Genomic DNA, 25,176 nt, shown 5'->3' with positions numbered 1-25,176 from the left:
GGACGCGGGTGCCCCCGGGGGCGAGCCGACGCGAAAGGGACAAGACGACGCGGGCCCCCGTCGTCTTGTCCCTTTCGCGTCGCTCCGCGCACGCGCCGACCGCAGCCCGCGCACCCTACGGGCGGGGCGCCTCCTGCAGCTCGGCCGCCTGCTCGCGCCCGACGCGCGAGTGCCGCCGTCCGTACGCGAAGTACACGACCACGCCGATCACGAGCCACACGGCGAACCGCGCCCAGGTCAGCGTCGTGAGGTTGAGCATCAGCCAGATGCAGAGCACCGCCGACAGGATCGGCAGGAACGGCACGAGCGGCACGCGGAACGCGCGCGGCAGGTCCGAGCGCGTGCGGCGCAGCACGATGACGCCGATGCTCACCAGGACGAACGCCGACAGGGTGCCGATGTTGATCATCTCCTCGAGCACGCCGACGTCGGTGAGCCCGGCGATGAGCGCGACGACGACGCCCGCGAGCACCTGCACGCGCACGGGCGTGCCGCGCTTGGCGGAGGTCTTCGAGAGGCCGCGGGGCAGCAGCCCGTCGCGGCTCATCGAGAAGACGATGCGGGCGAGGCCGAGCAGCAGCACCATGATCACGGTGGTGAGGCCGACGAGCGCCCCGACGGCGATGACCTTGGCGGCCCAGTCGACGCCGACGAGCTCGAACGCGGTGGCCAGGTTCGGCGTCTCGCTCGAGGCGAGGTCGCGGTACGAGACCATCCCGGTCAGCACCACGGCGACGAGCACGTAGAGCAGCGTGACGATGCCGAGGCCGAGGAAGATGCCGCGGGGCATGGTCTTCTGCGGGTCCTTGACCTCTTCCGCGCTGGTGGCGACGATGTCGAACCCGATGAAGGCGAAGAAGACCAGGGAGGCGCCGGCCAGCAGGCCGAAGACGCCGTACTGGGCCGGGGCGGCCCCGCTGAGGAACGAGAACAGCGACTGCGTCCAGGCGTCGGTCGAGCCCTCTCCGGTGCGCGGCTGCGACTCCGGGATGAACGGCGTGTAGTTCGACGCCTTGACGAAGAAGAAGCCGACGACGATCACGAACAGCACGATGCCGACCTTGATCACCGTGAAGACGCTGCCGACGCGCGAGCTCAGCTGGGTGCCGAGCACGAGCAGCACCGTGAAGACGGCGACGATGAGGAACGGCCCCCAGCTCAGCTGGACCGGCCCGAGCGCGATCGTGTCGGGCAGCGGCACGCCGAACTGCTCGAACACGGTGCTGAGGTAGATGCCCCAGTACTTCGCGAGGACGGCCGCGCCGGTGAGGGTCTCGAGGATGAGGTCCCACCCGATGATCCACGCGAGGAACTCGCCCATCGTCGCGTAGGTGAAGGTGTACGCGCTGCCGGCCACGGGGATGGTCGAGGCGAACTCGGCGTAGCACATGATGGCGAGGCCGCAGGTGACGGCCGCGAGGACGAACGAGATGATGACGCCGGGCCCGGCGAAGTTCGCGGCGGCGTTCGCGCCGACCGAGAAGATGCCCGCGCCGACGGCGACGGCGATCCCCATCAGGGTCAGGTCGGTGACGCCCAGCGAGCGCTTCAGCTTGCTCTCGCCCTCGAGGGAGTCCTGGATCGACGACTCGACGGACTTCGTGCGCATCAGGCCGCGGCGGGCGCTCGGGGGCGGGGTGGTCGCCATGGGTGGCTCCTCGGTGGGCGGACGCGGCCCCCGGCCGGGGGCGACGCGCCAGCATACTGCGGGCTGTGCACGCGCGCGAGGCGGCGTCGAGGAGGCGGACGTCGGCTCGACCACGACCGCCGCGTGACTGGACGGTCGGTCGCGGAGGGGCGGCGGCGGAGGCGCGGGCCGGCCCGGTCGCCCCGGTCCCGACCTAGCATGGAGCCGTGCGGGACGACGACGATCAGGCCTGGCGCCCGGCGGTTCCCGCCCGGGCGTCGGCCGTGTGGGAGCGGGCGTCGGCGCGGAGCGACGGCGGGCCCCGCGCCGCTGAGGTCGACGACGCGGGCGACCTCGCCCCCGCAGCGCCGGACCCGGCCGTGTCGACGGCCGGCCCCCTCCGCCCTCCCGGTCGCGCCTCCTCGGCCCTGACCGGCGTCGCGCGTGCCGCGGCCGCTCGCTGGCGACGGCTGACCCCGACGCGGCGGGTGGCGGTCCTGCTCGGCGCGACCGCCCTCGTCGCCGCCCTGGTGGCGGTCGGGGGCGTCGCGGCGGGGCCCGAGTACGCCCCCGTGGCCAGGGCCTCCCTCGAGGTCGACGACCTCCGCACGGCCCCGACGACGACGGCGTGGAGCGCCGACCTGCGATCGGCCCTCGCGCCCGGCGCGGAGGCGGACTGCGTCGGCTTCGACGGCAGCACGCGGCTCGGCGACGACGACGTGCTCGTCACGACGTCGGCGCAGGGGTACGTGCCCGACTCCGGCTGCGAGGACGCTCCCGGCAGGCTGGCCCGCCTCGACGCGCGCACGGGCGAGGTGCTCTGGGTCGCCGACGTCGCCGAGGCGGTCGGCGTCGACGCGATCGGGCTCCAGGCGAGCGTCGACCCGGCGACCGGGGACGCCCTGGTCGCGGTGCAGTCGATCGTCGGCTCGGGCCTCGCCCGGATCGACACGGAGACCGGGGAGGTGCGGGAGGTGCTGCGCGGACCGCCGGACGACGGCGCGACGGGCCAGGTGGACGAGTCGGACGGATCGGACGGGTCGGCCACGGGCGGCGCCGACGACGGCAGCGACCCCGGCTACGACCCCGAGGGCTCGGGCCCGTCCACCGGCACCGGCACCGGCACCGGCACCGGCAGCAGCACCGGCACCGTCCTCCAGGTGGAGGGCCTCAGCACGACGGCCGTCGTCGTCTCCGAGCAGCCCGTCGAGCGCTTCTCGGACGGAGGGGCCGCCGTCTCCCAGGGCGGCCGCTCGCTCTACCGCCTCTACCGGGCGGACGACCTGTCGGCGCCGACCTGGACGGGGAGCGCCGGCGCCGGGCTCAGCGTGCGCCTGGTCGGCGACCTGCTGGTCATCGACGTGGGCGACGAACCCCTCGTCGTCGACGCGCGTGACGGCGCGGTCGAGCCGCTGCCGGGCGGCCTGCGCAACGTCGAGTCGTGGGCCGCGTCGCTCGACGGGGTCGTGCTCAGCGGGCGAGCCGGGGGCGAGCCGACGATGGTGTCGCTCGACTCCGACGGCGCGCTCCGCTGGTCGGCCCGCCTCCCGTCGACGAGCTACCCGTCCGTGACCGACTCGTGCATCTCGGTCACCGTCCCCGGCGGCGAGGTCACCTGCCTCGACCCCCGCACCGGCGACGAGCTCTGGAGCCGCACGCTCCAGGCCCCGGGCCGCGGCGGCGACGGCGACGGGGGTCCTGGCAGCGGCGAGGCCGAGCAGGTGCAGGCGTACTTCGGCACGGCGACCGACGACGTGCTGGCGGCCGTCGTCGACGCGGACGAGCAGGGCGACCCGAGCGGTCTGGACCGAGGCAAGGAGGTGCACGCCCTGGCCGCGCTCTCCGGCGACGAGCGGTGGGTGACGGAGCTGCCGGTCGCCTCCTACGTCATCGCCACCTCGCGGACGACCGGCTACGCGGCGACGTTCTTCCCGAGCGGCCGCGACACCCCCACCCTGATCGCGTTCGACCTGTCCGACGGCCGCACCCTGTGGACGATCGAGCTCTCGTCGGGCTCGTTCACGTCGGCGTTCTGGGGGCCGACGCTCGTCCGCGTCGACCCCGACGGGGTCGTGCACGGGCTGACGACGGGCGTCGAGCTCGCCGGCTGAGGGTGGTCGCGGCTCAGCAGCACCTCGACGCGGCGTCACGTGCCGGGCTGGCCCGTTCCGGACACGATGACGCGATCCAGCGCGTCACCATGTCCGGAACGCGTCGCCGCAGGCACGGGTCGGTTCCCGCGGACGAGCAGCGGACCGCGCCCGTCAGTTCCCGCGGACGAGCAGCGGGAAGACGAAGACCGCGAAGAGGAAGAAGGCCGCGGTCACGGCGAAGATCACGTAGGTGCCGCGCCCGACCGGGTCCTGGCCGGCGGCCTGGCGGCGGCGCATGACCCGGCGGCGGTACAGGACCTGCATCACGATGAGGACGACCGCCGCGACGGCGAGGATCGAGATGACCAGGGCTTCGATGAGGGAGTCCTTCGGGCTGGGGCGGCGGTGATCGGGCGGGACCAGCTTAAGGGCGGGCGGTTCCGGGCGAGCCGAGAGAGATCCGTCGCCGGACGACCGCGGCTCCGGCCTCCGCAGGGCCGCACGGTGCGGATCACTCTCAATTGTGAGAGTGATCGGCAGGAGGGGGCAGCAAGGGCAGGAGGAGCGGCGGCCGTACCATCGGCGGAGGCGCGCGAGAGGGGACGAGCACCGTGACGGACCACGAGGACACGCGCCCCTTGGGCGACGCGCGGGACGACGAACGCGGAGCGGACGGCGAAGCCCGGGCCCGCGCTGCGCGGCCGGGCGGACGAGGAGGCGGCCTGCGCGCTCGCTGGCAGCGCGCCTCCTCCGGTCGTCGGGCGGGCACGGCCGCCGCGGCGGGCCTCGTCGCGGCAGCCCTCGTCGTCGCCGGGGGGCTCGCCGCTCAGCCCGAGTACCCGGAGGGCGATCCGGCGGACGGGGTCGTCGTCGACGAGCTGCGGAGCGCTCCGGTGGCCGAGGGCTGGCGGATCGACCCTGCAGACCTCGGGGCGACCGACGTGCAGCCCGGCTGCCTCGACCTGCGCGTGCTGGCCCGGGCGGGCGACGACGTGCTCGTCCTGACGACCACGCAGCTCGGCACGGCAACGACGGGCTGCTTCGACCGCGCCGCCCGAGGCGACCGCCTCGCCCGGGTCGACCCGCGCACGGGAGACGTGCGGTGGAGCACGGCGACCTCTGACGTGAGCGACGTCGTCTCCCCCGGGCAGCTCGGCGCCTGGGTCGACGACGACGCGTCGACGGCCGTCGTCGCCAACGGGACGGCCGGACTCGGCTCCGCGAGCTCGACGGTCGCGCGCCTCGACCTCGCGACGGGCCTCGTGCTCGAGCGGTACACGTCGCCGGAGGGCCCGCTCGTCGTGGTGGAGGTCGACGACCGGTGGGTGCTCACGCAGACGCAGGTCGGCGGCGGGGGCGACCGCGGCCAGGGCTTCGTCGACGGACCGGCCCGGACGCTGACGACGGTCCTGGCACGGGAGGACGTGGGACGCGCGGTCTGGCAGACCGCCCTCGGGGTCGACGGGCACGCGGACCTCGTCGGGGGCGGGGTGCTCGTCGTGGCCGACGGCGCAGGGTCGCTCGTCGATCCGGAGACGGGCGCGGCGGCCGTGTGGGGCGAGCCCTGGCGGAGCGACTCGGCGACCACGGTCGACGGGGACGTCGTGTTCGTCGACCTGCTGACGGACGGCACGACGACGACGTCCCCCCAGCGGGTCGCGCACCGGCTCGACGGGCGGGAGACGTGGCGGCGCGACTCCGGGCGGGACGAGGCCCCCGTGCTCTCGGGCGACTGCGTCCTCTTCTCGGAGGGCGCCTCCCTGACCTGCGTCGACCGGGACACCGGCGACGAGCGCTGGACGGTCAGCGGCGACCCCCATCCCGACGGCGTGCCCGCACCGGCGCCCCTCGCGCTCGAGCCCGCGGCGGGGCAACGCGGCGGGGACGTGCTCGCGCGGGCGGCCACCTCCCGAGGGGACGACGGCTCAGCAGGCTCGTCAGGTTCGTCGGGTTCGTCGGGCCGTGAGCAGGCCCTGCTCGTGCTCGACGCCGACACGGGAGCCGAGCGCACCCGGATCTGGGCGCCCGTCGACGCGGCGCCCCTCGCGATGTCGCGCACCGTGCTCGCCGTGACGACCGGGCCTCGCGTGGGCCTGGACGGCGGCGTCCTCGCCGGCGCGGTGGCGGCGTACGACCTCGCCGACGGCCGCGCGCTGTGGCAGCTCACGCCCGGCGAGGGCGACGCCACCGGCATGCGCGACCTGCAGTTCTGGGGCGGCACCCTCGTCGCGGTCGGCGACGACGGCGTCGTCACGCAGCTCGTCGACGACACGCGCGTCGTCGGCTGACGCCGTCCCGGACGCGAGGAACCGCGTTCCGCACCATGGACCGCGAGAAAACGCGGTTCATGGTGCGGAACGCGGTTCGAGGCGGGCGCAGCCGCAGCCACAGCCACACCCGCGGGCGCACCCGCAGCCGCAGCCGCGCGCAGCTAGCCGCGCGCCTGCGCCGCCAGGATCCAGGCCATGGCGTACGACCGCGAGTTGCCGTCGTCGATCCCCGTGTCGGGCAGCGCGGCGAGCGTCGTGAGCGCCGACGCGGCCGCGTCCTTCCCGGCCAGGGCCGAGTACATCAGGACGTAGTCGGCGAGCGGCCCGTCGAAGCCGTCCGGGGCTGCCTCCGCGACGAACGCGTCGACCTGCTCCGCGCCTCCTGCGGCCTCGGCGGTCAGGTAGTCGACCGACGTCGGGCTCAGCGGGATCAGCTGGATGCCCGCGATGGCCGACGGCTCGGCCGAGAACCAGGTCGCCCAGTCCCGCTTGCCGCCCCAGTTGAGCGACACGACCGTGTGGTCGAAGGTCGTCGTGCCGGCCGCGCCCTGGAACACGGGGTCGCTGAGGTCGGGCGCCACGAAGTAGGCGAGGGCCGCCTGGGACTCGGCGCTGAGCATCCAGCTCGCCTCGCCGCCGAGGGCCTCGTCGCCGGTGGCCGATGCCCAGAGCGACAGGCCCGCGTAGGCGCCCACCGCCTCCGACGACGACTCCTGGTTGTTGCCGTCGGCGAACGGCGAGTAGCCGCTGGCCCAGCTGTGCGACCAGAACGGGTCGAACGCGCGGCGGTCGGGGAACGAGCCGTTCTGCGAGCCCGACGCGATGTCGGCGGCGAGGAGGTCCATCACCGGCTGCCAGCCCTGGGCCAGCGAGGGGTCGTCCGCGGCCATGACGCCGGCCGCGTAGAGGAAGTAGCCGTAGTGGAAGTAGTGGTCGTTGAACTCGTCCGAGCCGAACGACGCCGCCTTGCCGACGACGCCCTTCACCGCGGGGTCGTAGACGAAGCACTCCTGGTCGCGCGACTCGCAGCCGTCGGGCTCGGTCCAGAGGTCGAGCTGGTCGACGATGCGCTTCTTGAGGTCGGCCGCCACCTCCTGGTCGTCGAGCTGCACGGCGAGCTGGTAGAGCATCGACGCCCGGTAGAGCGCCTTGCCGCCGTAGTACGTGTCGGCCGCGAAGGTCGGCGTCAGGCTGACGTCGATCTCGAGCTGGTCGCGCACGGAGGCGCGCTCGGCGTCGCTCAGCCCGCTCAGGTCGAGCGCCGCCGAGGCCGTCGTGGTGGGCGCCCCGAACGACAGGCCGGTGCCGATCGAGAGGGGCACCGTCCCGTAGACGGTCGGGTACGTGAGGCCGGTGTCGGTGCCGCCGGCCGCCGGGCCGGAGTCGCCCTGGTGCGGCGCCGCGACGACGAGGGCGTCGCCGCCCGCCGCCGTCACGTAGCCGAGCTCGGTGGTCTGCTGCTGCTGGTCGCCGCTGCCGCTCGTGCCGTACGAGGTGGTGACGCCGGTCAGCGGCGAGGCCGCCGCGTCGAGCACCTGCGTGGTCTGGTCGGAGGAGGCGCCGGCCGGGACCGAGACGAGCACGACCGAGCCCCCCTCGTCCAGCGCGACGGAGGAGGCGTCGGCGTCGAGGGTGCCGCCGGTGACGACGACCCCCCAGGTGGCGTCGCCGACCTCGACCGTCGCGCGGCCGTCGCCGGCCGCCTCGAAGGTGCCGTCGCCGAGCACGGAGAGCGCGTCGGTCTGCGCCGTCGCCGCGGTGTACGACACCGTGGGCGAGCCCTCGGCGATCGTCGTGTGGCCGAGCACGGTGTCGCCGTCGCGGTGCTCCAGGGTGACCGACACGTCGTCGTAGCCGCTCACGACGAAGTCGGACGAGCCGAGGTCGACCGAGACGTCGGTCAGCGCGGGGCCGACGATCGCGGTGGCGGACGGCACCGGGGCGGGCTGGCCGGCGGCGAAGCCGTCGTCGGTCAGCTGGAACGAGATCGGGAACGGGAAGACCGGCATCGGCTCGTCGCCGAAGACCAGTCCCGAGAACCAGCGGTTGGTCGGCGGCAGGACGCCGTCGGCGAGCCGCATGGTCGGGACGTCGGCGACCGACTCCTCGGGCAGGGCGGCCACGAGCGGGTCGACCTGCGAGGCGGGCAGCACGTCGCCGGCCGCGGTGGTGCGGCCCGCGGTGATGCCGCCGTCGGGGCCGGCCGAGCCGTCGTCGCTCGTGCAGCCGGCGAGCACGAGGCTGCCGGCGGTCACGAGCGCCAGGGCCGCGACGAGGCGACCGGCCGGGCTGCGACCGGCCGGGCGGCGGCCTGCGGGGCCGTTCCCTGCGGGGCGGGGGGTGCCGAGGAGGCGCGGCGCGCGTCGGGTGTCGACCCGCGCCTCCTCGGCGTGACGGGTGGTCGCGGCGTCGGTCGAGGGTCCCGAACGACCCAGCCCACGACGACGACCCGTCGTCTCTTCTCCTGCGTCAGCGATGATCAGACCCCGATCTGACGCAGGAAGTCGGTGAGGGAGTCGACGGGGCCGGCGAGCACCCCGTCGTCCCGGAGGTGCAGCTTCGCCTCGACGGGCGTGCCCGGCGTGACGAGCCCGTTGTAGGCGCCCTCGACGAGCTGGTCGCTCGAGACCTGCAGCGTCGTCTCGGCGTCGCCGTCCTTGGTCTCGACGTTCACGACGCCGACCTTGCCCGTGATGGTGGTCTGGTTCGGCAGCATGAGGTCGACCTCGGCGCCGGACTCGATCCGCTCGTAGTCACGCGGCGTCAGCACGAAGTCGGCGGCGACGAAGAGGGTGTCCTCCTTGTCGATGGTGCCGAGCGAGCCGCCGGCCTGGACGAAGCTGCCCTCCTTGAGCAGCACGTCGGCGACGGTGCCGTCGACGGCGGCCTTCAGGGTGAGGGTGCCGTCGGGGGCCACCGAGTAGGTCGCGGTGTCGTAGGTCACCAGGCCGCGCGAGATGTCCTGCAGCAGCGAGAGGCTCTGCACCTCGAAGAGCGTGTCGCCCTCCTTCACCTCGTCGCCGTTCTCGACGTACGAACGGGTGATGGTGCCGCTGTAGTCGGTGCCGACCGAGTACTCCTGGGCGGCGATCTCGGCGCTCGTGCTGTTCACCTGCTGCTGGCGCTGCGTGAAGATCATCGTGAAGGCGGCGACCAGCACGAGCACGACGAGCATGCCGGCGGTCATCTTGAGGCGGTTCATCCAGGTCATGACGTGACCCTCTCCTGCTGGTCGGCGCGGGCGCCGGAGTCGTCGGCGCTGGCGCCGTTGTCGGGGGCGGCGCCGTGGTCGGGGGCGGCGTCGGAGGCGCGGCGGCCGCTGGGCCGGTCGGCCCGGCGTGCTGCGCCGACGAGAGAGTCGGGGTCGTGCTCGGCGGCGTGCGCCAGCGCCTCCCTCTCGTGGGCGTGGGCGAAGGCGCGGGACGCCGCGAGCTCGGCCTGGCGGGCCTGGTCGCGAGCCGTCTGCTCCGGGTCGTCGGAGGGCGTGCGGTCGGCGAGGCGGTGCGCGGTCGCGAGGTCCGCCTCCTTCGCCGCTGCCTGCTCGGCCTCGTCGGCCTGCTGCAGGGCGAGGATCTCCTCGCCGGTGCGCGGTGCGGGCCGCGAGACCTGCGTGCGACGCGACGCGGGCGCCGAGCCGGGAGGCGCGGTGAGCACCACGGGGGCGTCGGTCACCTCGCCGCGCTGCTCGGCCTTCGCGAAGCGCTTGAGCGTGCGGCCCTCGCGCCAGGCGGCGACGAGGAACGCAGACAGGATGAAGGTGTTGAGCAGGTTCCACACGGTCGCCAGCGTCAGCACGCCGTTGTCGGCGTCACGGACGAGCGCGACGCACGAGGTCAGCGTGAGGAACAGCCAGAACAGCACCTGCGGGATGATGAAGTTGAACGGCGACGACACCTTGCCCTTCCGGCCGGTGACGCTCCACGCCTCGTCCTTGCCGCTGATGACGTTCCACAGGGCCTTGACGTAGATCGGGAACGACACGGTGGCGAGCATCAGCACCTCCCAGCGGAACGAGCCGAGCGTGTAGAACGCCAGCACGATCTGCATCAGGTAGAAGCCGGCGTAGAAGAGGAACCACTGCAGCACCGAGATGTGCAGGTTCATCGGGCGGAGGTCGAAGAAGATCTCCATCGGCGGCACCATGAGCAGCAGCAGCGGGGCGATGCCGGTCAGGTAGTTCGTCGCGGTGACGAAGTACTGGAGGCGCTGGTCCATCGTCAGGGTGCGGCGCGGGCTGAGCGGGTTGTGGCGGAACAGGATCTCGAACCCGCCGGTCGCCCAGCGCAGCTGCTGCTTGCTGTACGCCTCGATGGTCTCGGGGGCGTCGCCGACGGCGAGCGTCATGGGGATGTAGATCGACTTCCAGCCGGCCTCGTGCAGGTGCAGGCTCGTCCAGACGTCCTCCGACTTCGAGTCGGTGTCGATGCCGCCGATCTCGTCGATCGCGCTGCGGCGGAAGATGACGTTCGTGCCGACGCAGAAGGCCGCGTTGAAGCGGTTGCGGCCCGGCTGGATGAAGCGGTAGAAGACGGTCTGCATGTAGCCCGCGCCGCGGCTGACGAGGCTCGTCAGGTTGCCGTAGGTCTGAGGGGTCTGCACGAAGGCGACCTTCTCGTCGACGAAGAACGGCACCGTCTCGAACAGGAAGTCCGTCTTCGGCACGAAGTCGGCGTCGAAGATGGCGAAGTAGTCGCCCTTCGCGATGGCCAGCGCGTGGTTCACGTTGCCGGCCTTCGCGCCGTTGCTGCTGAGGCGGCGGATGTAGCGCGCGCCGAGCTGCGCGGCGAGGTCGCGGACCTCGTCGCTGCGGCCGTCGTCGAGCACCCAGGTGCGGTGCTCGCCCTTGAGGGCCAGCGCGGCCTGGACGGTCGTCGCGATCTTGGCGAGCTCCTCGCCGTAGACCGTGATGAACACGTCGGCGACGATCTTCTCGCCGGCGATGCGCATCGGCCAGAGGTGCGGCGTGCCGCGGAGGCCCAGGCGGTCGATCTCGTCCTCGTCGTACAGGGTGTCCTGCGTCGCGTGGAAGTCGAAGTCGCGGGGGTCCTGGCCGCCCGAGAGGATCGTCCACATGGCGAAGAGCGTCTGCACGACGAGGATCGCCTCGGCGACGATGATCATCGCGTAGGGCAGGATGTCGCCGCGGTTGCTCGGGTTCAGCAGGAACTGCGCGTAGAGCAGGATGCCGAGCGTCGCGATCAGCACGAGCAGCACCATGACCGGGCTGTGCGCCCTGCCGCCCTCGGGGCGGGCCGCCACGCTGACGTGGTCGGCCCGCGGCCGAGGAGCGGGCACCGGCTCGCGACGCTGGCCGACGGGTCCGGAGGGTGCTAGGTGCCTCTGGTCGACGGTCGTCGCGGTGTCGGGACGCTCGTCGAGGACGAGGGTGCCGGTGCTGGTGGTGCCGGGTGCGGTGGTGCCGGGTGTGGTTGCGGTGGTGCCGGCCGCGAGGCGGTCGGCGGTGGACGACGTGGTGGCCGACCCCGTTTCCGGGGACAGCGGAGCGTCGCGCATGGTTCGGGACATGCGAGTACTTCTCTCCTGGTTCGGGACTGCGGAGATCCCGGACGGCAGAGAGGAGCCGTTGTCGCCTGCAGACGTCCGGGGAGGGCGTCGGCAGCTGTGGCGACGGGTGCGTGCAGTCGACGGCCTGGGTGTGAGCCGGCGACGGCGGTGAGCGGAGGAGGGTGCCTCCGCGGCTCGTCCTCTCGGACGGGCCTGTCGGGTGCGCCCGGTGGGTCGCCGGGCGGCGGTGGTGCTGATGGAGCGGTCGTCGTGTGGGCCTTTCGGGGGACCTCGCGGCGACTGATCAGAACAGTACAGGCTGGTCTGGAACGGGGTTGTCACCCGTTCGGGGGGTCGTACCCCTCCTGTGGGGCACACGCCCTCCGGGACCCGCGCCGTTGCTGGCCTCATACCCGGCGGTATCGCCCGTCGTGTCACCCGGGCGAGGGACAGACTCACCCGGGGTGCCCGCTCTCACCCGTCGAGCGGCCCGCCCGGAGACGCGGAACCGTGCAGAGGATGCACGTCCCGCAGGCGGGTTCCGTGCAGAGGGTGCACGTCCCGAGGGAGGCGGGCCGGCTCAGGCGCCGACGTCGCGGACCCAGCGCGCCAGGAACTCCGCCCCGGCCTCGTCGTGGATCAGCCCCGTCGCGCTCGTGAGCACCGGGTACTCGGTGGCCGGCACGCCGTCGGCGGGCCGGACGTCGACGTGCGCGACGTCGTGGCCGTTCTCGTGCAGCCAGTCGGCCATGGCGTAGTCGCTGCGCGAGTCGCCGACGGTGCGCCACGCGAGGGGCAGCTCGCCGTCCTCGGCGAGCAGCTCGAGGGCGCGCTCGGCGCCGAGGTCCTTGCCGAGGCGGACCGACTCGATGTCCGTGGAGATGATGGTCGGGTCGACGCGCCACTGCACCTCGCCGCGGGCGTCGCGACGCTCGTCGTCGAGTCGTCGGACCCCCGCGCCTCGCCGGACCAGCGCCTCCATCGCCTTCTCGTCGAACTCGCGCTGGCGGGCCAGGTAGGTGGCCGACTCGACCGTCGTGAGCTGCTCGATCGAGACCATGGCGCGCTTGGTGTGGTCGAAGAAGACCAGGTCGGCGAACTCGGCCGTGACGAGCTCGTCCATCTCGGCGGCGAAGTCGGCGGGCATCGCCAGGGCGGAGTCGACCTGCACCTCGCTCATGCCGCCGGGGCCGTGCTCGGGCCCGATCGAGAACCACGACGCGCCCTTCTCGCAGATGCCGTGCACCCTCGCCCCGGCGGGCAGGCCCGCCGCGATCATCGGGCCGACGACCTCGTCGCGGATGAACGCGTCCGACCGGCCGGTGTTGAAGACGACCGGGATGCCCGCCGCGGCGAGCGCGACGAGGTCTCGCGTGATCTGCGGCAGGGCGATGCTGCGGCTGACCGGGCTGGCGATCGGCCCGTCGACGTCGAGGAGGAGGCCGAGGGGCGGGGGCGTCGAGGAGGCGGTGGACGAGGAGGCGGTGGTCACCGCCCCATCCTCGCAGTCGCGGCCCCCGTCGGCGCCTCGACCGCGCGGAGGACCCGCCCGTCCGCACCAGGTGGGAGGATGGGAGATCCAGACCCCGAAGGAGATCTCCGTGCCGCAGCTGCCCGCACCCGTGATCGCGGCACTCGAGGCCTTCGCCGCGCCCGACGCCCGCGACACCGTCCAGAGCCTGGCCCACGAGGCCGCCGAGGGCGTCGACACCCCCCGCGAGCGCCTCGACGCCCTGCTCGAGTCGGTCGAGTGGGTCGACATGGGCGTCGTGCACCCCATGGCACCCGAGCTGCGCGACCCCGAGGGCGTGCGCCGGCTGCTCTCGGCGATGGGTGCCGACGGGCGCTGCGCCGTGCTCTCGGCCGGTGGCTCGGAGGACGACCGCGACCTCGGCGGCGCCCTCGACCAGGTGCTGCAGCAGCAGTCCGGCGGGGCGCTCGTGGTCTGCCGACCGGGGCCCCTCGCGTTCCTGGTGACCGCCTCCGGCGAGCGCTGGCTGCTCAGCGACCGCGAGCTGCCGCAGCTCACGGGGCCGCTGCCGATCATCCGCGACTGACGCCGCGACGCGTCAGACTGGGGCGATGAGCACCGACGCGTCCCGCCCCACCGCCCTCGTCACCGGAGCCACCCGCGGCATCGGCCTCGCCGTCGCCCGCGACCTGTCGCGAACGCACCACGTCGTCGTGCACGGCCGGGACGAGGAGGCGCTGGTCGCCCTCGCCGACTCGCTCCCCTCGGCCACGCCCTGGGTCGCGGACCTCGCGGGGTCGCCCTTCGAGGCACCCGCGCTCGACCGCCTCGACGTCGTCGTGCACGCCGCGGGGGTGATCGGCGGCGGGACCGTCGAGGGCACGAGCCGCGACGACTGGCGCCGCGTCTTCGAGGTCAACGTCTTCGCCGTCTCCGAGCTGACCCGGCAGCTGCTGCCGGCGCTGCGCGCGGCCCAGGGCACGGTCGTCGCGATCAACAGCGGATCGGGCTTCGCCGCCGGTCCCGGCGGCAGCACCTACGCGGCGAGCAAGTTCGCGTTGCGGGCCCTCACCGACTCGCTGCGCGAGGAGGAGCGTCGGCACGGCGTCCGCGTCAGCTCGGTCCATCCCGGCCGCGTCGACACCGACATGCAGCACGAGCTGGTCGAGAGCGAGGGAGGCCTCTACGACGTGTCGCTCTACCTCGAGCCGCAGTCGGTGGCCGACGCCGTCCGCCTCGTCGTGGACCTGCCCCACGGCGCGACGGCCGAGGTGGTGTCGGTGCGCCCGACCCGTCGCGCCTGACGCCGGTCGACCCCGTCGGGCCTGACCGACCGACGAACGCGTCGGTGCGCCGTGAGGGTCGGGGCGGTCAGGTCGTCGGGAGGGCAGGCCACTCCGGCAGCTGCGTCTGACGGACGGTCGCCTCCTCGAGCAGGTGGCCCGGCAGCTCGCCCTCGTAGACCGCGGCGTCGATCTTGACCAGCTGCAGCCCCTCCGCGAGGTCGGCGTCGTGGTCGGTGTACGTGCCGCTGAGCTGCAGGCCCGTGGCGGTCGGGTACTGGTCGGTGACGCGGTAGCCGAGGCCGTTCCAGCGGGTGCGGATGTCGAGCTCGAAGTACTCCTGCGCGTCGGCGACGTCGATGGTGCGCGACCAGACCATCGGGGTGGTCGGCGTCCAGCCGTCGGCCTCGGCCTGCTCGTCCTGGCGCACGGCGATCACCCGCGTGCCGCCGTCGATCAGGTCGGCGATGCGGACCTCGCCGTCGTCCATCCGGGCCAGGCCGCCGACGAAGCGGCTGACGAGGCGCGGCTGGCGCTCACGCATCGCCTCGATGTCGTCCGCGTAGATCCAGCCCCAGGCGGCGGAGTGGAAGTACGCGAGGTAGGTGCTCGTGCCGTCGGCGGCGATGCGGTGCAGCTCGGCGCCGGCCGGCACGCGGCGGTGCGGGAGCCACGAGAGCGGGATGACGTGGTCGGGGTCGGCGACGAAGCCGTCCCCGCGGAACGGCGGCCGGTCGAGGAACGGCCCGCCGGTGACGTTCTGCGTGGCGCGGTCGGGACCGCCCGTGGCCTTCTCGAGGAGCAGGTTCGCCGTGCCCTCGAACCGCAGCACGTCGATGTGGGGCATGTCGGGCGAGAACGGCGTCGCCGGGAAGTCGAGGCCGTGCGCCGTGATCAGCTCACGCGGCGTGCGCGCGTGGCCGACGGCGCCCCAGGGCACGACGAAGCCGGCCACCCGATCGTGGTCGTGGTCGTGGTAAGCCGCGCTCAGCTGCGGCGTGACGGCTTTCTGCAGGATCATCTGCGCCCCTCCGAGGTCGTGCGGCGACGGCACTGGTCCACCGGTCGCCCGGACCAGGATGGCACAGGAGGCGCGGGCCGCGGGGGCGCCTCCCCCGCCCGGATGAGGCCGTCGTCCTGCGCCACGGGCCCCTAGCCGATCGCTTCGGTGCGGACGTCCTCGAGGTGGTCCTGCCGCACACGGGCGACCCAACCAGCGCCTCCTGCGGGCTCCGGCTCGACGAGGTACCCGTCGGACAGCAAGACGGCCTCGGGGACGGCCCCGCCCCCCGCACCTCGAGCACGTCGCGCGACGTGAACGGGTCCCATGGCCGGGCGAGCTCCACCGACATGCCCGCGACGGTGGCCGCGCTGCGGACGCGCACACGGTCCTCGACCTCGTCGTCGGGCACGGTCCGGGCGCCGACCACGGCGGCCTCCGTGGCGGTCCAGCCCACGTACGCCGGTCCGTCTCCGCGCAGCAGGGGGCCGACAGTGCGCGCCCGTCCGTCCAGACGCCCTGACGTCCGCGCTGCGGCCCAGCACTCGTCCCCCGTCACGGCGAGCACCTCGATCTCGTCTCCCGCCAACTGTGCCGTGCCGTGCCGCCAGCGACGTCTCTCGGCCCCGTCGACCGCAACGGGCTCGCCGCTCCCTGACTGGAAGACACCGCGCATCTGGTCACCGGACGAGGGGACGGCCTCCAGGGAGGACAGCCGTCGGGCACTGCCGTCGGAGAAGGCCGAGGCTCCCATCTCAGCTGCGTTCGTGGCCGAGGGCACGAGCGTGTCCACGGTGGACCTCAAACCGGCCACCAGGTCGAGATCGTCGACGGCCAGCTCGAAGCTCCCGTCGTCCTCGACCCGCTCGACGCCGAACGGCACAGCCCCTCCACGACTCACACGTCCAGCCAGCAGCCACCGGGTGGTGGTCCCTTGCAGCACCACCACTCGATGACCGGACGACCAGGCGGTCGTCATCGTCGACGTGATGGTGGACGTCTCGACGGGCAAGCCCACGACCACGCCGCTCCGCTCGTCCGGGATGGTGACGGTGCCGTCGACGACGGACCCGACCCAGGTGCCACGAGACCTGGCCACCACCTCGCCGTCCACGACGGCGGCGACGCCGGACGGGGCCGGGACCGCCGTCTGTGCTCGCTCCCGAGACGAAGCCACGTGACCACCCCTTCCCGTCGAGACCATCATGGCTCGAACACCCCCGTCGCGCGCTAGGGGGGACCGAGGCCCTAGCCGATCACCTCGGTGCGCACGTCGACGAGGTCGTCGACGAGCACCTGAGCCGTCCACCCGCGCTCGTCGGCCACCGGCTCGATCAGCCGGCCTGTCTCGGTCGTCCAGGCACCGGGTACGGGCCCGTCGCCTCTCACGACCGTCGACCGGCGAGACGCCATCGATGCCCACGGCGCGTCGAGGACGACAGGCCGTCCCGCCAAGAGCCCTGATGTCCGCAGAACTCGACACGATCGGGTCTCGGGCTCGGCCGAGAGCACCGCCGTCCCTGCGGAGGGGGTCACGAACGAGTACGGCTCGTCCAGGACGGGAACAGGCGTGGTGAGGTCGGTCAGACCCCAGGGCGCGTCGACGGGCAACGCCGTGTCCGGTCGCTGCGGAAGATCGGTGAGGTGCAGTTCGTGTCCGAGAGCCCGACCGTACCTGCCCTGCAGCAGGAAGGGCGGCACGGGGTCCTGCCAGGCGCGCTCCGACGCGAAGAGGACCTCGACCCGAGCGGAATCGCACCACCACCCTCGGAGCGGCCGGGGCCAGCAGTCGGTCGAGATCTCGATCCGCCTCGCGCCCCTCCGGGCATCTCGAGGAGCCCTGTCGCCCACGACCCACGATCTGCCGTCCCGCTCGGCCCAGACCACGACCGGCAGCCCGTCGAGCAGGCCGCCCTTCTGCATCCACCCCAGCCGATCGCCCGACCCGACGACCACCTCGTCGCCGCATTCCCCCTCGAACGCGATCGAGGTGCCGTCGCCGACCGTCCGGCTCCCGTGCGGCTCGAAGCTCCGCAGCCTCCTCACTTCAGCACCTCGATGCACGAAGCCACCAGCGACGTGCGTGGTCCCGGCCAGGACGGTGTCGGTCGTGGTCCAGGAAGACACGAGCTCTGACGGATCGTCGAGCGGCTCGACGAACCACGAGCTCCGTTCATCGCGAGTCACGACACCGGCCCGTCGCCGGAGAGCGTCCGAGCCGTAGCCGGAAACGGTCACCGTCCCTGCGGCGTCCCGTCCCAGCTCCACCTCCATGCCCCGCCACCAGGCACCCGTCCGATCACGACGCAGCCCCTCCAGCGCGAGACCCGATGCGATCCGCTCAGGATCGAGCGCCAACTCGAGCAGACCTCCGTGCCAGCCTCTGAGGGTGCTGCCGTCGACGTGGCGGATGCCCGACGGCAGGTGACCCGTCACGGCGATCGCCAGCTCAGCGTCTTCGCGTCGTAGACACGGATCACGATCTGACCGCCCTTGCGGTCGTAGCGCCAGAGTTCAGCCCCGTCGCGCAGGTGAACACCATCCGCGACAGCCTCGGGCGTTGCGTTGCCACGGTGGCCTGCCCAGCCGCTACCTCGAAGCGGATTGTGCACGTTCGCTTCGAGTGCAGCATCGAAGGATTCGCGTCCCGGCGCGTCATTCCTGAAGTGGCGGTCGAGCACAGGGCCGAGAAGCTGCAGCCGCTGCGCCGGTGATGAGCTGTCCCAGACATCCGGCGCTATGGCGTTGCCCGGGCCCGGGTCGGTCCACTGCTGTAGGAGATCCAGTTGCTCGTTCTGCGTCACTGCTGACACGGGAGGCGCCTCGGCCTCGAATCGGATGGCGTACGTCACCGGGTCCGATTTGCTGAAGCCGCTTCCCGGGTAGCCCAGGCCGAGCCTCGAGAATATCCTCGCCGGCGTCATGACCTTCCCAGTCGCGAGACGAGTGACGTGCTCGAACCGAGAGACGAAACCGCCGACCCCGTTCTTGGCTATGAACGTGTCGCCGTTGAGAATCCGTTCGGCACGAGCTGCAGTCAGGACCTTCGACCAGACCCCGGATGATGGGATGTCGTCGATGTCCTGTCGGACAGAGAGCAACGTGTCGATCTCCGCGCGGTTCAGTTCCACGATCGGTCGATCCGTCAGCCCGCGGAAAGAACGACGGTCCAACCCGTGGGCATGCAGGATCTGCTCGAGCCCCGCCCGATATTCACGCGAGGACGTCGCCACCCGCGACTCGGGATAGGTGGGCCCCTTGCCTCTGCCGAGGCCCTCAGGTCGTTCCGGATCGGCCCCGGTGGGTCCGCTCTCATCACGGCCGCTCGAAGCCGGATGCTCGCCCCGCGGCCCTGCACTCTGGTCGCCTCGCGTCGTGACCGCATCCGAGTTCAGTGTCGGCTTGGCCATGAGGAGGGTCGCGCCCGCAGCCGAGGCCGCACCGACTGCGGCCGGCGGCGCATCGGCGATGCCGTCCCCGTGCGAGCTCGGGCTGCCGTCGGCGCCCGAGGACGCAGCGGTGTCGGCCTGCGTCGCGTGCTCGCCGAGGGTCGCGTCGTCCCGCGTGCTCGAGGCCACGTCGACGGGGGTGCCGTCGGTCGTCGACTCGGGAGTCGCCGACGTCGTCGACGCCGAGGCGTCCGGCGACGCCGTGGCCTCGGGAGAGGGCGCCATGGTGTCGCCCTGGGGCGATGCGTGGGCGGCCGCGGCCTCCGCGTGCGCCGCGACATCGGCGTCGATCGCCGAACGCACGTCCGCGAGCTGTGCGTCCGTCGGGATGGCCGAGGCGTCGCCGCTCGACTCCGGGCTGACGCCCAGCTCGTCGGCGGTCACGAGGTCCGTGTCGATCGAGGAGGCGCCGGTCGCGTCCGCATCGGACGAGACGGCCTCCGAGGTGGTCGCCTCGCCGGCCGGCGTCTCCGTGACGGCTCCCTCGGGTGTCGAGGAGTCCGGCGTGGTGCCGGCATCGGGCGTGACGGCCGAGTCCGGTGTCGCCGACGACTCGGGAGTGGCCGTGAGATCAGGAGTGGTCGACGACTCGGACGTCGAGGTCGAGTAGGACGGCGAGCTGTCGGACGCCGACGACTCGGGTGAGGCCGACTCGGGCGTGCCGGAGTTCTCGGACGTGGACGACGAGTCGGTCACCGACGCGTCCGCTGTGGTCTCGGGTGCTGTCGTCTCAGGCGCTGTCGCCTCGGGTGCCGTCGTCTCGGGAGAGCCCGACTCCGACCCGGTGGTCGCCTCCGGGGTGGTGCTGTCGATCGGTGCTGCCTGGCTCGTGCCGTCGCCAGCCGGTGCGGCGTCGGGGAGCGACGTGGTGTCGACGTCGGCGACGTCCGTGCGGACGGGACCGGCGCCTCCTGCGCTGCTCGTGCCTCCGCCCGCGTTCCCCCCGGCCGCGACCGCCGGAGCATCCGAGCTCGTCGACACGGCGCCACCGCCGGCGACGGAGGAGGCGGCGGGTGCAGCCCCGCCCCCAGGCGCAGGGGCGGGAGAAGAAGGTGAAGAGACCCCGTCGCCGACCGGCCCGTCAGGTGCACCGCGATCCATGAAGCCGCTGTCCTGCGAGGCTGCGTTGCGCTCGGCCAGGAACGTCGGCGAGACGTTCTCGCCGTCGCGGCCAGCGAGGGCCGCGTCGGCGTCGAAGCCGAGACCCGTCCCGCCGCGCGCGTCGATCGCCGCGCCGACGCCGTGGCCGCCGGCGCCCATCGCGGAGCCGGCTCCCATGCCGAAGAGGGCGGCGAGGCCGGCGTTGAAGTCCTCGCCCTTGATGCGGGACTCGGTGTAGCCGCCCGCGACTCCACCGGCGGCGCCCTCGGCAGCGCCCTTGGCCGCCTCGGTCGCCGTGGCGCGGAAGAACGTCGGCTGCACGGCGTGACGCCCGGCGCGTCGCCCGAAGGCGGCCGCGAAGCCCGCGCCCACGCCGCCGCCGGCGACGCCGCCGACCACGCCGCCCGCGAGCGTCGCGAGCAGGGAGTCGACCGTGATCTCCTCGCCGTTGCGAGCCGACACGACGACCGAGGAGGCAGCACCGCTGATGGTGCCCTTGACGACCTCGGCCCCGAAGCGCCAGTGCATCGGTCCGTGCTCGAGCTTCCGCAGCACGCTCGACGCCTTGAGGAACTTGTCGGCGGGGATCCGGTTGATGATCTTGAGCTTGCGGATCAGCTCGGCGATCTTGACGACCCAGCGAGCGATGGTCGTCGTGGCCTTGGCCGCACCGGCGAGGGCGCCGACGCCGAAGGTGACGAAGGAGAGCGCCACGGAGATGCCGATGTCGATGGCCAGCTCGATGGCCAGGCTCTCGAGCATGCTGCGGATCTCGGCCCAGGTGTCGTCGATGTTCTGCGCGAGGTCGTTCAGCGCGGTCTCGTTGCCGCTCGCCGCCTCGGAGAACTCGCCGATCATGTTCTGGATGGCGGTCCGCACCTCGTCGGCGACGCCGCTCTGTGGCACCTCGGACGCCGCCAGCTCGACGAGACTGCTGCCGAGGCGCGACTTCGCCCGGTCGAGGTCGGTCGCGAAGGTGCCCCAGGCGAGGGCGGCCGCGCGCAGCTTCTCCGTGTCGCCTCGCGGGAACACGACGCCGACGGCGTACAGGGCGCCCTCGACGAGCTCGGCCAGTTCCCCGAGACCACCCGGGATGGGGTTCGACCCGAGCGCGGACGGCGGCACCGAGGCGGACGGAGTCGTGCTGGCGGGGATCTCGATGCCGCTCGTGCCGGGCTTTCCTGCCCCCGTGAGCTCCGCCTCCTTGTAGGCGGCGCCGGTGCCGGCCAGCAGGCCGTCGAAGCCCTGGAGGAACGACGCGATCGCCTCCGTGCCCTTGGCACAGCCCTTCGCGGCGTCGTCGTAGTCCGGGCTCCAGTCCTCGGCGAGCTCGTCGTCGCCGGCCATGCCCGCCGACCCGCTCAGCGAGCTGGAGAGGCTCGTCCAGGCGGCGGTGACGTCGGACGCGATGGTCGACATCTCGCTGCCGTCGGTGACGAGCCCGAACGCGTTCAGCCTGACGGTGGTCACGGCAGCTGCCCCCTGAAGTCGTTCCACTGCGTGTCGAGCTGCTCGACGGCCGACTCGTAGGCGGTGTGCGCGGTCGTGGCCTGCTGGTGCAGGGCCTCGGCGGACTGCGTCAGCGCCTCGGCACCGGCGGCCCACTGCTCGAAGCTGCCGAGGAACGCCGCCATCGCGGGGCCCTGCCAGTCGTTCGGCAGCATGTAGGCGAAGGTGCTCGCGCCCTGCTTGAGGGCGTCGCAGTACTCGGTGAGCGACTGCATCTGGTCGACGAGCTGCTGCAGCGTCGTCGTGTCGGCCTGCTGCTCGCTCATCGGGCGTCCTCCCCGGCGGGGGGCGACTGCCGGTCGGCGGGGACGGCCTCGCTGAGCCCGGCGGACGCGGCGGCGGGACGGACGGCCATGGCCCCGGCGCTCTCGGAGAACCCGCCGCTCAGGCCGGACTCGGTGCTGCCGTAGCCGCCCTCGGCAGCCTGCAGGCGCCCTGCGAGGCTCGAGAGCACGGTGCGCAACGCGGTCGCGCCGGCCTGGAACTCCTGCCAGTTCTTCTCGAAGAGGGTGGCGTCCTCGCCCTCCCACGACGAGTCGACGACGCTGCGCACGACGGACCCTGTCTCGGCGACGTGCGCGTCGAACGTGCTCACGACCGACTGGAGGAGGTTCGCGACCTCGCCCAGCGATTCTGTCCTGACCCGGTACTGGACCATGTGACTCCCCCTACGCCGTCACCGCCGCCCGCTGGTGAGCAGGCGGCGTCGACGGCGGATGACTGCTAGCCGCGGAACGTGCCCGAGATCGAGTTCTCGGACTCCTCGTACGAGAGGGCGGCCTGGCTCAGCAGCTCGCTGATGCCCTGCAGGCTCTCCTTCAGCTGGATCGCCGACTGGTCCCACTGCGAGTACAGCTCCTGGAACGACTGCGACGCCGCACCCGACCAGTCGCCGCCGACGAGGCCGTCGACGAGGGACTTGAGGTTCTGCAGCTGCGACTCGATCGACTGCGATCCCGAGGACAGCTGGTTCGAGACGCCTGACAGTGAATCGGACGTGACGCGGATGTCGGCCATGGTTCTTCCTCCTGAACGCTCGTGTACACGGGACGCACCGGTGGTGTCGCCCCCGTGTCCCCCCTTGGACGAGGCACACAACTCCGGCAGCATAGCGACGATCCGTCATGCTGTCAGGGCGAGCTTAGGGCGGGGCAGAACGATCCGTCCAGATCAGGTGCGCGACTGTCCCCCGGACGCGTCGGCACCCGTGCCCGCGGCCGTGCCGTCGACGCCCGAGTAGTCGAACACGTTCGAGATGCGCATCATGTGCTCCGCGAAGCGGGTCGCGTCGCTGTCGAGGCGCGTGGGGATGCCACGGTCCTCGCACTGCACGGTGAGGGCGAGACCCAGCCGGGGCATGGCAGACGGGTCGCTCTGGTCCGTGGCGCTGTCCATCGAGAACGAGATCACGCCGAACTGCGGACCGTCGTGATGGGCCCACGTCTGCACGACGCGACGGTGCGATCGTCGCGGGAGGCGCCTCCTCACGGCCTTCCCGTCGGAGAGCACCACGTTGATCTGGACCGAGTCGGCGCCGTTCTTCGCCGCGAACCTCGCCGCGGCGCCCTGCAGCCCCTTCGCGGCACGCATCGCGTCGGCCTTCGCGTGCGCGTCCACGAGGAAGATCCCGAGCACCTCGGGCCACGGGATGGTGCCGACCCCCTGGACCGGCGTGTGGAGGCCCTCGTCGGACACGCCGAGGGCGAGTCCGGGCTCCCCGCCGGACTGCGCCATCAGCATCGTGCGCCGGTGGAGGGCCGTGAGGGCGTAGATGACCATCACGAGAGCGAGCACGCTCCCGAGGACGAACGGGCCGAGACGGCCCCACCACCAGAGCGCCGCGACGAGCACGACGGCGAGGCCGATCATGAGCGCGGCGGTGACGACGTTGCGACGGACGATGTCGTGCCACCGAGCGGGCAGGTAGCGGACCTCGTAGCGCCCGCCCCCCGCGAAGAAGTCGCGCCAGGTCTGGCGCCTGCGCTCGTCCTCAGGCGAGGCCGCGGGGCTCACCACCCCGGCATCCCCGCGCACGCCTGGCCGAGCTGGTCGAAGCCGCGCACCGGGTCGGTGAAGGCCTGCCAGGCGCGACGCGGGTCACGGGACTCGACGCCCGCCTCCATCTCGGCGAGCACGGCGGGGGCGGAGGCGGCCCACGCGTCGAACGCCGGGGACGACGTCGTCGACGGCGCCGAGGCCAGCACGGCGCGGACGCCCTCGACCGCGGCCTGCACGCGCACGAGCGCCCCGGGGTTCCCCTGCGCCAGCATCGTGGCGCTCATCAGCTCGATGGTGGGCGCCTTCAGCGCCGCACACGTGGTCTCCAGGTCGTCGGTCACGTCTCTCCCCCGTCGTCGATCGAACTGCTCCGATGGTAGCGAGAGGGGCTGCCGGTCGGGGCTGGTCGGACTCGATCGGGCTGCGACCGAGGCCGGCCGCGCCGGCCGTCAGCTCGCGTCGACGACCCAGCTCGCCTCGGCCTGGCTGCGGCCGTAGCGGCCGCCCATGCTGAAGTTGTCGAAGACGACGAGGCTCGGCTCGGCCCCGGCAGGGGCGGTGAGCACGACGCACGTCGTGGCGGAGCCCTGCGACAGGTCGGGCGCGACGGCGCGCCCCTCGAGCGGGCAGTCCGCGGTGAAGTCGTCGTCGAAGGCCAGCACGCCAGGCAGGCGGTCCCCGTGCACGAGCTCGTCGTCCACCATGAGCCCCCAGTACTGGCTGCCGAAGCCGGGATCGCCCTCGGGCGGGATCGCCCCCTCGGTCACGGCGAGGTCGACGGTCGCCAGCCAGACGTCGACGCCCGCGGCGTCGAACTCGTCCCACGAGGCGACGTCCTCGGGATCGGCCCGTGCGATGTCGGTCACGGTGACCTCGACACGGGTGTCGTCAGCCGACGAGGTGAGCGCCGGGTTGACCGTCACCGTCGAGCCGAGGTCGAGGTCGCTGTGGTCCGCGATGTTCACGCAGCCCGAGAGGCCGAGCACGGTCACGGAGGCGAGGGCGACGAGGGCCAGCAGGGAACGGCGCGGGGTCGTGGTCACGCCGACAGCCTAGGGCTCGTCACGGTCTCGGCCCACGTCACGGTCTCGGCCTCGTCGCGGTCTCGGCCGCGTCTCGGACCGGGCCTCGCCTCGGTCAACCGACGGCGACGGTCGCGCCGACCGAGCCCAGCTCGAGCTCGTCGCCGGGGCGCAGCGCGACGGGCCGCCCCTCGACGCACTCGATCTCGACGCCGGCTCGGTGCACCACGGTGCCGTTGCCGGAGCCGCGGTCGGTCACCACGAGCTGCCCGTCGACGACGTCGAAGGCGGCGTGGGCGCGCGAGGTCGACCGCTCGGGGTCGGTCACCGCGAACGCGGCTGCCCCGGCCTCTCCCGCGGCCTGCTCGGGACGACGACCGACGACGACCGGGCCGTCGACGACGAGGCGCTGCCCGGTCGAGAACGCCACGATGAAGGTCGCATTCGCGACGACGGGCGAAGGAGGCGCGGGCACGGCCGCCGGGACCGGTGCGGCAGCAGCCGGCGCGGGTGCGGCCACGGGTGTCGCCGCTGATGCGGCCGCCGGGGCGGCGGCAGGCCGCGCGACCGGCGGCACCGTGCGCTCGAGCGGCGGCCGCGTGCTCGCCACCGGTGCCGGCAGCGGCGCCGCGACCGGCGCCCGGCCCGACGTCACGAGCTGCCCGCACGAGAGGCAGAACATGCTGTTCGGGCGCAGCTCGGCCCCGCAGTACTCGCATCGCGATGCCATCAGCCGTCAGTCCCCGTCACGTCGTCCCCTCGAAGCCGTCCCCCACGATACGCGACCCGCCGGGCCCGCCTGGCGTGCCGGGCCCACGCCTTCCCGCGGCGTGGTGAGCCGGCGAGAG

At 73.0% G+C, this 25,176-nt stretch carries 20 protein-coding genes; 4 read left to right on the top strand and 16 right to left on the bottom strand.

The window, feature by feature from the left end; genetic code table 11:
- Positions 1-115: 115 nt before the first annotated feature.
- Entirely contained in the window at positions 116-1,648 is a 1,533-nt protein-coding gene (locus tag IFT90_RS01170) for an APC family permease (RefSeq protein WP_192040645.1), read from the bottom strand.
- Between the two features lie 206 nt (positions 1,649-1,854).
- Here IFT90_RS01170 and IFT90_RS01165 point away from each other — a divergent pair, with 206 nt between their 5' ends.
- Positions 1,855-3,738 (top strand): PQQ-binding-like beta-propeller repeat protein, encoded by a 1,884-nt coding sequence (locus tag IFT90_RS01165; protein WP_192040644.1) that lies wholly within the window; start codon positions 1,855-1,857, stop codon positions 3,736-3,738.
- 153 nt (positions 3,739-3,891) lie between these two features.
- Here IFT90_RS01165 and IFT90_RS01160 read toward each other — a convergent pair whose 3' ends face one another.
- Positions 3,892-4,047, bottom strand: a complete 156-nt coding sequence (locus tag IFT90_RS01160; protein WP_192040643.1) for a hypothetical protein — start codon at positions 4,045-4,047, stop codon at positions 3,892-3,894.
- Positions 4,048-4,331: 284 nt separating this feature from the next.
- Here IFT90_RS01160 and IFT90_RS01155 point away from each other — a divergent pair, with 284 nt between their 5' ends.
- Positions 4,332-6,008, top strand: a complete 1,677-nt coding sequence (locus IFT90_RS01155) for a PQQ-binding-like beta-propeller repeat protein (RefSeq protein WP_192040642.1) — start codon at positions 4,332-4,334, stop codon at positions 6,006-6,008.
- Between the two features lie 143 nt (positions 6,009-6,151).
- Here the strand turns inward: IFT90_RS01155 and IFT90_RS01150 are convergent, their stop codons facing one another.
- From IFT90_RS01150 to IFT90_RS01135, 4 genes are all read right to left on the bottom strand, one after another.
- The gene (locus tag IFT90_RS01150) at positions 6,152-8,245 is read right to left on the bottom strand and encodes a glycosyl hydrolase (protein ID WP_192040641.1); all 2,094 of its coding nucleotides are present in this window, start codon (positions 8,243-8,245) and stop codon (positions 6,152-6,154) included.
- Positions 8,246-8,469: 224 nt separating this feature from the next.
- On the bottom strand, positions 8,470-9,201 hold the full coding sequence (locus IFT90_RS01145) for an HlyD family efflux transporter periplasmic adaptor subunit (protein ID WP_148050099.1): 732 nt from the start codon (positions 9,199-9,201) through the stop codon (positions 8,470-8,472).
- Entirely contained in the window at positions 9,198-11,516 is a 2,319-nt protein-coding gene (locus IFT90_RS01140; RefSeq protein WP_244638738.1) for a glycosyltransferase family 2 protein, read from the bottom strand. Before IFT90_RS01140 ends, IFT90_RS01145 begins: the two co-directional genes overlap by 4 nt.
- Positions 11,517-12,075: 559 nt before the next feature.
- Positions 12,076-12,987, bottom strand: a complete 912-nt coding sequence (locus tag IFT90_RS01135) for a hypothetical protein (RefSeq protein WP_192040640.1) — start codon at positions 12,985-12,987, stop codon at positions 12,076-12,078.
- Positions 12,988-13,096: 109 nt separating this feature from the next.
- Here IFT90_RS01135 and IFT90_RS01130 point away from each other — a divergent pair, with 109 nt between their 5' ends.
- Both IFT90_RS01130 and IFT90_RS01125 read left to right on the top strand, forming a co-directional pair.
- A complete protein-coding gene (locus IFT90_RS01130; protein WP_192040639.1) occupies positions 13,097-13,552 on the top strand; it encodes a hypothetical protein in 456 nt (151 codons plus the stop codon).
- Positions 13,553-13,577: 25 nt separating this feature from the next.
- Positions 13,578-14,270, top strand: coding sequence for an SDR family oxidoreductase (locus IFT90_RS01125; protein ID WP_192040638.1), 693 nt, complete (start codon positions 13,578-13,580; stop codon positions 14,268-14,270).
- Positions 14,271-14,337: 67 nt separating this feature from the next.
- Here the strand turns inward: IFT90_RS01125 and IFT90_RS01120 are convergent, their stop codons facing one another.
- The 10 genes from IFT90_RS01120 to IFT90_RS01075 form a co-directional block, all read right to left on the bottom strand.
- Positions 14,338-15,270, bottom strand: a complete 933-nt coding sequence (locus IFT90_RS01120) for a hypothetical protein (RefSeq protein ID WP_192040637.1) — start codon at positions 15,268-15,270, stop codon at positions 14,338-14,340.
- 1,227 nt (positions 15,271-16,497) lie between these two features.
- On the bottom strand, positions 16,498-17,436 hold the full coding sequence (locus IFT90_RS01115; protein WP_192040636.1) for a hypothetical protein: 939 nt from the start codon (positions 17,434-17,436) through the stop codon (positions 16,498-16,500).
- A 245-nt stretch (positions 17,437-17,681) separates the two neighbouring features.
- Positions 17,682-21,269, bottom strand: coding sequence for a hypothetical protein (locus IFT90_RS01110; RefSeq protein ID WP_192040635.1), 3,588 nt, complete (start codon positions 21,267-21,269; stop codon positions 17,682-17,684).
- The gene (locus IFT90_RS01105; RefSeq protein WP_123547579.1) at positions 21,266-21,574 is read right to left on the bottom strand and encodes a WXG100 family type VII secretion target; all 309 of its coding nucleotides are present in this window, start codon (positions 21,572-21,574) and stop codon (positions 21,266-21,268) included. Before IFT90_RS01105 ends, IFT90_RS01110 begins: the two co-directional genes overlap by 4 nt.
- Complete coding sequence (locus tag IFT90_RS01100; RefSeq protein ID WP_192040634.1) at positions 21,571-21,966, bottom strand: WXG100 family type VII secretion target; 396 nt, start codon at positions 21,964-21,966, stop codon at positions 21,571-21,573. The genes IFT90_RS01105 and IFT90_RS01100 overlap by 4 nt, the downstream gene beginning before the upstream one ends.
- A 65-nt stretch (positions 21,967-22,031) precedes the next feature.
- Positions 22,032-22,325, bottom strand: a complete 294-nt coding sequence (locus tag IFT90_RS01095; RefSeq protein ID WP_158614657.1) for a WXG100 family type VII secretion target — start codon at positions 22,323-22,325, stop codon at positions 22,032-22,034.
- Between the two features lie 153 nt (positions 22,326-22,478).
- The gene (locus tag IFT90_RS01090; RefSeq protein ID WP_192040633.1) at positions 22,479-23,324 is read right to left on the bottom strand and encodes a hypothetical protein; all 846 of its coding nucleotides are present in this window, start codon (positions 23,322-23,324) and stop codon (positions 22,479-22,481) included.
- Entirely contained in the window at positions 23,318-23,647 is a 330-nt protein-coding gene (locus tag IFT90_RS01085; protein WP_123547575.1) for a hypothetical protein, read from the bottom strand. The genes IFT90_RS01090 and IFT90_RS01085 overlap by 7 nt, the downstream gene beginning before the upstream one ends.
- A gap of 108 nt (positions 23,648-23,755) precedes the next feature.
- Positions 23,756-24,349, bottom strand: a complete 594-nt coding sequence (locus IFT90_RS01080; protein WP_192040632.1) for a hypothetical protein — start codon at positions 24,347-24,349, stop codon at positions 23,756-23,758.
- Between the two features lie 94 nt (positions 24,350-24,443).
- Positions 24,444-25,058, bottom strand: coding sequence for an FHA domain-containing protein (locus IFT90_RS01075; RefSeq protein ID WP_192040631.1), 615 nt, complete (start codon positions 25,056-25,058; stop codon positions 24,444-24,446).
- Positions 25,059-25,176: the final 118 nt, after the last annotated feature.

The sequence above is a fragment of the Frigoribacterium sp. CFBP 8766 genome, assembly GCF_014841435.1.
Lineage (GTDB): Bacteria > Actinomycetota > Actinomycetes > Actinomycetales > Microbacteriaceae > Frigoribacterium.
Note: the sequence above shows the minus strand (reverse complement) of the source record. Positions and strands in the feature narration are given on the sequence as shown.

Excerpts from the sequence above, each read along its gene's own strand:
- IFT90_RS01170 (WP_192040645.1), bottom strand. The coding sequence starts at position 1,648 with ATGGCGACCACCCCGCCCCCGAGCGCCCGCCGCGGCCTGATGCGCACG.
- IFT90_RS01145 (WP_148050099.1), bottom strand. The coding sequence starts at position 9,201 with ATGACCTGGATGAACCGCCTCAAGATGACCGCCGGCATGCTCGTCGTG.
- IFT90_RS01140 (WP_244638738.1), bottom strand. The coding sequence starts at position 11,516 with ATGTCCCGAACCATGCGCGACGCTCCGCTGTCCCCGGAAACGGGGTCG.
- IFT90_RS01125 (WP_192040638.1), top strand. The coding sequence starts at position 13,578 with ATGAGCACCGACGCGTCCCGCCCCACCGCCCTCGTCACCGGAGCCACC.
- IFT90_RS01120 (WP_192040637.1), bottom strand. The coding sequence starts at position 15,270 with ATGATCCTGCAGAAAGCCGTCACGCCGCAGCTGAGCGCGGCTTACCAC.
- IFT90_RS01105 (WP_123547579.1), bottom strand. The coding sequence starts at position 21,574 with ATGAGCGAGCAGCAGGCCGACACGACGACGCTGCAGCAGCTCGTCGAC.
- IFT90_RS01100 (WP_192040634.1), bottom strand. The coding sequence starts at position 21,966 with ATGGTCCAGTACCGGGTCAGGACAGAATCGCTGGGCGAGGTCGCGAAC.
- IFT90_RS01095 (WP_158614657.1), bottom strand. The coding sequence starts at position 22,325 with ATGGCCGACATCCGCGTCACGTCCGATTCACTGTCAGGCGTCTCGAAC.
- IFT90_RS01075 (WP_192040631.1), bottom strand. The coding sequence starts at position 25,058 with ATGGCATCGCGATGCGAGTACTGCGGGGCCGAGCTGCGCCCGAACAGC.